The 8,254-nt window shown below is 62.6% G+C and carries 9 protein-coding genes and 1 pseudogene; 3 read left to right on the top strand and 7 right to left on the bottom strand.

Translation table 11 applies throughout. From position 1 onward, the window contains the following. A pseudogene (locus tag QT222_RS11270) lies at positions 1-748 on the bottom strand (DUF7527 domain-containing protein); the annotation flags it as partial. A 200-nt stretch (positions 749-948) separates the two neighbouring features. On the opposite strand from QT222_RS11270, the gene QT222_RS11265 reads away from it, so the two are divergent. Next, positions 949-1,854, top strand: a complete 906-nt coding sequence (locus QT222_RS11265) for an SAM-dependent methyltransferase (protein ID WP_491477232.1) — start codon at positions 949-951, stop codon at positions 1,852-1,854. Between the two features lie 84 nt (positions 1,855-1,938). Here QT222_RS11265 and QT222_RS11260 read toward each other — a convergent pair whose 3' ends face one another. The 4 genes from QT222_RS11260 to QT222_RS11245 form a co-directional block, all read right to left on the bottom strand. Then, the gene (locus QT222_RS11260) at positions 1,939-2,829 is read right to left on the bottom strand and encodes a CDP-alcohol phosphatidyltransferase family protein (protein ID WP_491477231.1); all 891 of its coding nucleotides are present in this window, start codon (positions 2,827-2,829) and stop codon (positions 1,939-1,941) included. Further along, positions 2,822-3,160 carry a hypothetical protein gene (locus QT222_RS11255; RefSeq protein WP_004572527.1) on the bottom strand — a complete coding sequence of 113 codons (339 nt, stop codon included), beginning with the start codon at positions 3,158-3,160 and terminating at the stop codon, positions 2,822-2,824. Before QT222_RS11255 ends, QT222_RS11260 begins: the two co-directional genes overlap by 8 nt. Then, on the bottom strand, positions 3,157-3,330 hold the full coding sequence (locus tag QT222_RS11250) for a hypothetical protein (protein ID WP_491477230.1): 174 nt from the start codon (positions 3,328-3,330) through the stop codon (positions 3,157-3,159). The genes QT222_RS11255 and QT222_RS11250 overlap by 4 nt, the downstream gene beginning before the upstream one ends. Before the next feature lie 83 nt (positions 3,331-3,413). Then, on the bottom strand, positions 3,414-3,665 hold the full coding sequence (locus QT222_RS11245; RefSeq protein WP_491477229.1) for a hypothetical protein: 252 nt from the start codon (positions 3,663-3,665) through the stop codon (positions 3,414-3,416). A 237-nt stretch (positions 3,666-3,902) separates the two neighbouring features. Here QT222_RS11245 and QT222_RS11240 point away from each other — a divergent pair, with 237 nt between their 5' ends. Then, positions 3,903-5,561, top strand: a complete 1,659-nt coding sequence (locus tag QT222_RS11240) for a potassium channel family protein (RefSeq protein WP_491477228.1) — start codon at positions 3,903-3,905, stop codon at positions 5,559-5,561. 276 nt (positions 5,562-5,837) lie between these two features. On the opposite strand, the gene QT222_RS11235 is transcribed toward QT222_RS11240, so the two are convergent. Then, positions 5,838-6,686, bottom strand: a complete 849-nt coding sequence (locus QT222_RS11235) for a cytochrome c oxidase subunit 3 (protein ID WP_004572523.1) — start codon at positions 6,684-6,686, stop codon at positions 5,838-5,840. A 228-nt stretch (positions 6,687-6,914) separates the two neighbouring features. Continuing rightward, positions 6,915-7,991, bottom strand: a complete 1,077-nt coding sequence (locus QT222_RS11230) for a phytoene/squalene synthase family protein (RefSeq protein WP_004572522.1) — start codon at positions 7,989-7,991, stop codon at positions 6,915-6,917. 104 nt (positions 7,992-8,095) lie between these two features. Here QT222_RS11230 and QT222_RS11225 point away from each other — a divergent pair. Further along, positions 8,096-8,254 (top strand): acyl-CoA dehydrogenase family protein (locus QT222_RS11225; protein WP_491477233.1); only part of this gene is annotated, 159 nt, incomplete at its 3' end.

Raw genomic sequence — 8,254 nt, 5'->3', positions numbered from 1 at the left:
CCGGTTCAGCCGAAGCGGCGGTGGCGTCTCCGCCGCGCTCCGCTGTTTGCGAGGTGTCTCTGACAGCGTCGTCAGTCGGTGGTTCGACGGGTTCGGCCTCGGTAGGCGCGTCCGAGTCGTGCTCAGTCCCGGCGGCAGCGGCGGCACTGCCAGCGCCGGCAGCAACGTCAGTCGATTCGTCGTCACTCGCTGCCGAGTCGTCGATTCCGTCGTCCGGAATCTCGACGAGGTCGATGTCGACGTCGAAGACCTTGTAGATACCAATCTCGTCGGTTGCCCGTTCCAACGCCTCATCGCCCGTAATGAGACGCTTGCTGTTTCCGACGAAGGCGGCGCTCATCGATTTCCCCCCGTGGTAGACGATGTAGTAGTCGCCGGAAAGGACGTTCTCGGAGAGTTCGACGTAGCCGGTGAAGCCACCCGCCGAGAGCGTTCCGTCCGCGTCGCTCAGCGGTGTCTCTTCCGTGTAGTATTGCGCACGGATGTCGCCGCCGGTTTCTTGCATCGCATAGAGCAGTGGCAACGATGAGTCAGGCGCGCGATGGGCCTCGAACGATTCGCCGTCGAAGTCGGCTATGTCCCCGTCGAATACACCGAGGAGACGACCGTTGAGCATGAAGCCCCACGTCATGCCGGCTACGACGGCGCCTGTGAAGCCGTCGTCTGCGAGTGACCGGAGGCCCCCGTATCCTCGGTCCGTAGGTGCGGAGTCCCACCCAGTCACCGCGTCAATAATCTCGCTATCCATTTGGGGTTACATCACCGGAAGCGAATCAAATACTTTCCGGGCGAAACGAGCGAATAGTCCATTTATACTACATTTTTGTGTTCTGTATTGACAGTTTCGGCCGATAAACGAGGATTCGGGGACCCGGTCGAACGAGATTGGGTGGGGTAACGGGACAACTCGGGCGAACGATTATACCATCCGGCCGTGACGAGTCGTGCGTGACTAGACACGACGAACAGTTCGTCCGCTATCTCCATGCGAAGGAAACGGTGGACGACCGCGCACTCCACCGGCCGACGCTCGCGCACCTCATCGACTTGCTCGAGGAGCGCGCCGAGTCGCATCCGGACGAACCGCTCCGTGTCGTCTCCGTCGGGTCTGGAACCGGTTCGATGTGCCGCAGACTCCTCTCGTGGGGCGTCTTCGACGCGCACGACGAGATTAAGTACATCATGGTCGACCGAAAGCAGGGCATGGCCGACCAGGCGGCGGCCGCCTTCGCCGAGTGGTCCCACGGCGCTGGCTGGACGGCCGAGCCAACGACTGACGGCTTCAGAATCGAGCGACACGGCCGACGCGTCTCGCTTACCTACGTGACGAGTGACCTCTTCGAGGCGATGACGGTCCTCCCGAAAGCCATCGACCTCGTCATCGCGCACGCGGTCGTCGACATCCTCCCGCTTCGTCGCGCCGTCGAATCGCTCCTCTCGCGGTTGACTGACGAAGGAATTGCAGATTACCCCTCAAGTCTCGGCGCGTTGGTCGGCCGGCAGCGCCAAAGGTGTAAATGCGCAGGGATTGCCCCCCCCTCCCGCAGGTCGGGCCGCGGCGCAAGGCGGGCAGGCCCGGAACCGGGTCCCGCCCTCTTTTCGGCCCTTCCGCCACTCGGCGCGCGGGTCGCCCCCGCCGGCGGGTCCGACTGGGTCGTCCACCCGCCACACGACGACGACGAACGGGTCTTCCTCGACCGTATTCTCGGGTTCGTCGAGGAGTCAGTCATCGAATCCGACCGCGTCGACGACGAGACGCTCGACCACTGGCTCAAAGCACGACACGGACAGTTGGCATCCGACGAGTTGGCGTACATCGCACACAACGTCGACGTGCTTGCCCAACTTGAATAAGACCCGCTCGCCGTCTCCCCTTGCTCGCCGTCTCCTCTCACCCACTGGCTCCCCTTGCTCGCTGGCTCTCCCTCGTCCAACTAACTAGTTCTCGACAGAAGTCACCTGACTGCCAGCATCCACAGGTCGTAATCGCCCGGAGACGTACAGCCAATCTCGTCCAAATCCGAGGAGTAGGCCGCCCGCCGCGACACCGGTGACGAGCGGCATCCACGAATCAAAGACGCCGGGTGCCAGCGCGACCGGGACGACCGCCATCTGGAGTCCGGCGAGGACGCGGCGGGAGGTTCGTGGTGGGAGGTCGAACGTTGGTTTGTCGGTTCGCTCGCGCCACCACAGGCCGGCGACGAAGACGTACCGCGCCGCGCCAACCGAGAGATACCACCACGCCAATTCGCCGAGGGCGACACCAGCAAGGGGTGCTGCGAGGAGACCGAAGGCGTCGACAGCGGTGTCGAGGCGGCCTCCGAGACGGGTGACGCGACCGAGGCGGCGGGCGAGAGACCCGTCGACGGAATCGAGCGCGGCAACGACCCCGTAGCCGAGTGCTGCGGCCCACGTCCACACAGGGGTGGTTGCGCCGAGAACGGTGACGCCTGCGATTCCACTGACGCCTGCGATTCCACTGACGCCTGCGACGACAACTCCCCGAAAGAGCGTCACCGCGGTCGGGAGTCCAAGACTGTTGTATACGGGTGTCTCTCCGCTGTTGTTGTGTACAGACGTCTCTCCACTGCTTGCGTTCTCTGGCGCGTGCACGTACGTGTATCCCCAAAGCCCCGCGACGACGGCCAGCGCGAGGGCAGTCCATGCGATGGCGACAGTCGCTCCCGTGCCGGTTGCGAGAACCCAGCCAACACTCACCGTCCCCGCGACAGCGACGACACCGCTTGCGAGAACTCGATTTCGGGTTTGTCGCGTCCCCTCTGAGGGTGCCGATACCGAAGACGCGGACGAGAACGACTGCTCAGACATCGCCGACCAGCGCGCGTGCCCCAACAGCCGCGAGCATCGGCAGTACAAATCCGATAGCGACGGTCAGTGCGAAGATGGTTTCCATCGCAAAGAGCGCATCCAGTTCCCCCTGCCACCAGACCATGCCGATGTGGAGTGCGACCGCCACCCCGCCGAAGGTGAGTCCCTGCGGGACTGCTCGGCGGACGGAGGTGGCGAGGATGCCGACCAACACACCACCGAGAATGAGACCTGCCCAGTGGACGAACGCGGCCACGAGACCGATTATCGTGGCGACGACCAGCGCGAGTTCGGCGTAACGGCCGCGACGGAGGTCAGCCAAGAAGCTCATCGGTCACCTCCGGGGACGATGCCAAGCGAGTCATCGGGCTGGTCGAGCGTGAGCCGTTTGTATTCTCCATCAACCCATGCGTCGAGACCGAGATACGACCCACCAAGCAGTGCTGTCGTCACCAGCGCCGCCGCACACTCGGCGACGACTGCACGTGCCGTGGTGTTCATACGCACAATGGCGCCCGGTCGGAGGATAAATATTGCCCACATGATGCGTTTACGGGCGCGAGCCGCGAGTCGCAGGTCATGTATCACGAGTCGTTCGAGTCCGCGGTTCGCCGGGCTCGGAATTCGACGGCCGAGAGCAACAGAAGGTAGGTGACGGTACCGAAGAAAACAACGACCAGTATGCTCGGCCCGACGACCGCGACGCTCACTGCGACCGCGATAATCGCTGCACCGACAGCGGCGGCCTGAACCGCCGTCTCGTCCCACATCGCACGGACCAGTGGCTGTTTCAGCGACAACACTACTTCGAGACCGAGGGTGCCGAGGATACCCATGAGCGCCAACGAGAGGGAGAACCTCGGACGAAAAACAGCTATAGTAGCGTTTGCAACTGGTGACACATCCGGTCGCACGACAACGTTCGAGCGGGTGTGCAATGACTTGCAAACGCTACTATAGACCCGCCGCGACAGGAATCAGCACCACAACTGCGAGCGCGGCGTCTCGGCGACGACTCATGATATCTGTACCGGTCGAGTCCCTTTTTAGACACCGGCGTACATAGCGGGAGTATGTCGATTACCGGCGACGGCCCCGGGTTGTCGAAGGCCAAACGGCGTCTCGGCCGTTATCTCGCGGGCGCGGCGCTCTTGATGCTCACGTACGCCTTCATCTATCGGTGGGCGGTGGGGCAGTTCGTCGGAGGAGACGTGACGTTTCTCGGTGCAATGCACCACGTCGTCGAGACGTTCACGACGACCGGATACGGTGAGCAGGCGGCGTTCCTGGAGGACTCGCCACCGCTTCAGATACTGTCTATCCTGATGCAACTCACGGGCGTCACCACCGTCTTCCTCACGCTCCCGCTGTTTCTCGTTCCACTCGTGGAGGACGCCCTTCGGACGGCACCGCCGACGGCGTCCGACCTAACCGACCACGTCGTCATCTGTACGTTCACGCCCAGAGGGGACGCCCTCGTCGACGAACTCGACTCGATGGGCGTTCCCTACGTCATCCTCGAATCGGACCGCGACCTCGCCGAAGAACTCCACGGACAAGAATACGAAGTCGTCCACGGCGACCCCGAATCCGTCGAATCGCTCGAAGCCGCGAATGCGCCGGATGCGCTCGCTATCGTCGCCGACAACGACGACGAGACGAACGCGAGTATCATCCTCGCCGCGAAGCAGGTCGCGTCGGACGCTCGGGTCGTCAGCCTCATCGAAGACCCGCGCGTCGTGGACTACCACCACTACGCCGGTGCCGACCAGGTCGTCTCGCCGCGCCGACTCCTCGGTGAGAGTCTCGCCGGGAAGGCAACCACATCCATCTCTTCGGACCTCGGTGACGCCATCGAAATCGGCGAGGACTTCGAGGTCGCGGAACTTCTCGTCCAGCGCGAAAGCCCCGTCGAGGGGAAGACGATAGCCGAAAGCGGTATCGGCCGAACGACCGGTGTCAACGTTATCGGGGCGTGGTTCTCGGGGGAGTTCGTCTCACCGCCCGCCCCGAACGCCGTTATCGACGAACACACAATTCTACTGGTCGTCGGTCGGGAGAAACAGCTCGAAGAACTCCGTGGACTCACGCGTTCGTCGGCGCGTCGCTTTCGTCGGGGAACTGTTATCGTCGCAGGCTACGGCGAGGTCGGGTCGACCGCGGCCGAAACACTGGCGAGCGCCGGTGTCCCCCACGTTATCGTCGACAAGGAGGACAAACCCGGCGTCGACGTCGTCGGAGATATCACCGACCCGCAGACGCTCGCAGCGGCGAACGTCACGGAGGCCCGCGGCGTGCTCCTCGCGCTCAGCAGCGACACGACCGCGGTGTTCGCCACGCTCGTCTCCGAGCATATCTCGGAGGAGACGGAAGTCATCGCGAGGGCGAATGAGACCGGGAGCATCGCGAAACTCTACCGTGCGGGGGCCGACTACGTCCTCGCGCTTTCGACCGTCGCGGGCCGGATGCTCGCCTCGACGGTCCTCGACGAGGAAGTCATCGCGCCGCAATCGCAGATCGAAATCGTCCGGACCCACGCACCGAATCTCGTTGGTCAGTCGCTTGTCGAGGCTGATGTGCGCGCCCGAACCAACTGTACTGTCATCGCCGTGGAGCGAGACGGCACACTCGTGACCGAAATCAGCCCTGACTTCCGCGTCGAGGAACAGGACGACCTCATCGTCGCCGGCGTCGACGAGGATATCTACCAGTTCAACGAACAGTTCGGGTGACGTGCGTACGCCGTCGGTGGGAGCGGCTTATGCTTATTATCGAGAGAGACTATCGGTGGCGACGCTCACCGGGAACAGTACGTACGGCGACAACACGGATGCCACCAGTCTAGAAGCCAGACACGTCCAATTCGTTCGGGGGCAGCGGTCCGAACAACCCATGGCAGTGGACGCTCGCAGCCATCCCCCGTCAGGACGCGCCGGCACCAGTGGGTCTCGGAGCAGTCATATAAAAAGAATCGGTCGCGGCCTTGTCTGCGAACTGCTACGCGTCGATTACGCGCCGACTTCTGCGCCGACGTACAGGACGACGACGAGGAAGATCCAGACCGCGTCCACGAAGTGCCAGTACATGGAGGCCGTGCTCACGGAGACGTGGCGCTCGGCGGAGTACTGACCGCGAAGTGCGCGGACGAAGACGATACCGAGGAGGGCCGCACCGAGGGACACGTGGAGTCCGTGAAGCCCGGTGAGACCGTAGAACGCCGACCCGAAGATGCCCGTGGTGATTGTGAAGTCCGTGTGGACGATGAACTCGTAGTACTCGTACACCTGTCCCCCGATGAAGATGACACCGAGAAGCAGGGTGACGGCGAGACCGAGGATGAAGTTCCGGCGGTTCTCGTTACGGATAGCCACGTGCGCCCAGTGGAGCGTGAAACTGGACGCAATCAGCAGTGCTGTGTTGGCGATCACCAGCGACCCGGTTAGATGTGGAAGTTCTTGTGGTGGCCATGTGCCTGCGCGGATGAAGAAGTAGTACGTGAACAGGGCACCGAACGTCGCGAGTTCGGACCCGAGGAACGCAATCATTCCCCATCGAAGCTTCGACGCGCTCTTCTGGCTTGCATCGCGCGACCAGAAGTGGCTCACGAAGGCGTGGTACAACCAGCCGTAGATACCGGCCAGGAAGAGGAATATGCTGCCGATGAATACGGCGGGTCCGAGCATCTGCCCGACGATTCCGTCCTGTCCCATGACGTACAGACCGGCACCGGTGTAGATGCCTGCGCCCCCGACGGCGGTGACGAACGGCCACCAGCTCGCCTCGCCGAAGCCGCGCGGCCAGTCCTGAACCGCCGGCAGGTGGTGGCCGTGGTCGTCGTGTGCTTCTTCGGTACTCATAGGCCCCCGTTATAGTCGGGTTACTAAAAATCCTCCCAAACTGCGCCCGTCGTGCGACGACAGGGGTGGGACGACCCGTCAAGTAGCGGGGTGCCGAACCGTCAGTAACAGGGAGCCGAACTGCCAGTAACAGGGAGCCGAACCGCCGGTAACCAGTCGAAAGCGAATCGATGTACGCGATGGAAAAAGCGATTCCTGGCGGGTCGAACAGACGGTCTTCGATAGCCTTCAGTCGGCGTTGGTCGCCGCGCGATGGAACGGCTGCCGGGAGATGACCTCCCGCATCTCCGCGAGCGAGTCGGACCCAGCATCGTTCATCGCGGTGACGACAGCGAACACCTCTTGGCGCGATACCTTGACGCCCTCGCCCGTCACCGCGTGTTCGGGGTTGGCAACGAGTTCGCGGAGGGTTCCGACCGCGAGGAGGAACGGAATCGCCCACGCGGCGAGCGTGTTACCCTCGCGGAGGGGAACCGTCTCCAGATACGTCTGTGCGTCGTCGAGGAACGACTTGGCGTGGGTTGCGGTTCGCTGCACAACCGATGCCGTCTGGTCGTTGTGTTCTGGATTGATGACTTCCTCTTGTGGGACGCCAACGTCTTCGAGCCATTCTGCGGGAAGGTAGACGTTGTTTTCCGATGTGTAATCGTCGTGTACGTCCTTTGCGATGTTCACGAGTTGGAGGAGCAGTCCGAACTCCTCGGCGGTGTCGTAGAGGAGCGAGCGTCGCTCGCTGTCGACGTTCCCCCGCGTCACGAGGTTCGTGATGAGGTTGCCGACGGTCCCGGCAGCGTAGTAGCAGTACTCTTCGAGTTCTTCACGTGACTGGATGCGAAGACCGCCTGTCTTCGAGTAGCGTTCGACGAACATCGCCATTCCCGAAACCAGTTCCCGAACCGGCGGCGTAACCGCCTCGCGGACATCGGTCGGGAGGGCTTCGAACGTCCGGAAGACGCGGGTGGTGTTGGCGACGACCATCCAGTCGTCGGACTGTTCGTCCTCTGGAGGGAGATGCGGCTGCACCGCAGTAACGAATTCCTCGACGTTGGTGTCGTCGTCGGGGTCGAGTGCGCAGTCGTAGAGTCGGAGGAGGCGGGCCTGCTCGTCGGAGGCGATAGATGACGAATCCTCGACGGTGTCGGCGATTCGACAGAGGAGATAGCCGATACAGATGTGAGATGCCATCGGTTCGTCGAGGACATCCACAGTGAGGGCGAAGGTGCGGGAGACCCCCTGAACTGCATCGTGACACCAATCGAGGTCGTCATCAGTTGCCGGTGGCCGGGCATCGGCGTGTCGAGACATTCGAGCGTACCGGTATTATGGAAGGGGGGATAAAAAGTCTCGTGGGGTACACCTCGAAACGCCGCAGGAGAAAATCATAAGCATAGTCAATGAAAGAACCAGGCATGGACTTTGCGCTCACTGCGGAGCAAAAACAAATCAAGGATATGGCTTCAGAGTTCGTCGACGAAGAGGTCAAGCCTCGTGCGGCGGAAATCGACGCAACCGACGAGTTCCCCGCGCACCTCGTCCGCGCGATGGGCGAACTCGGGGTGATGGGCGCG

The sequence above is a fragment of the Haloferax sp. s1 genome (assembly GCF_058382125.1).
The sequence above is the reverse complement of the archived record's forward strand: the minus strand, read 5'-3'. Positions and strand labels throughout refer to the sequence as shown.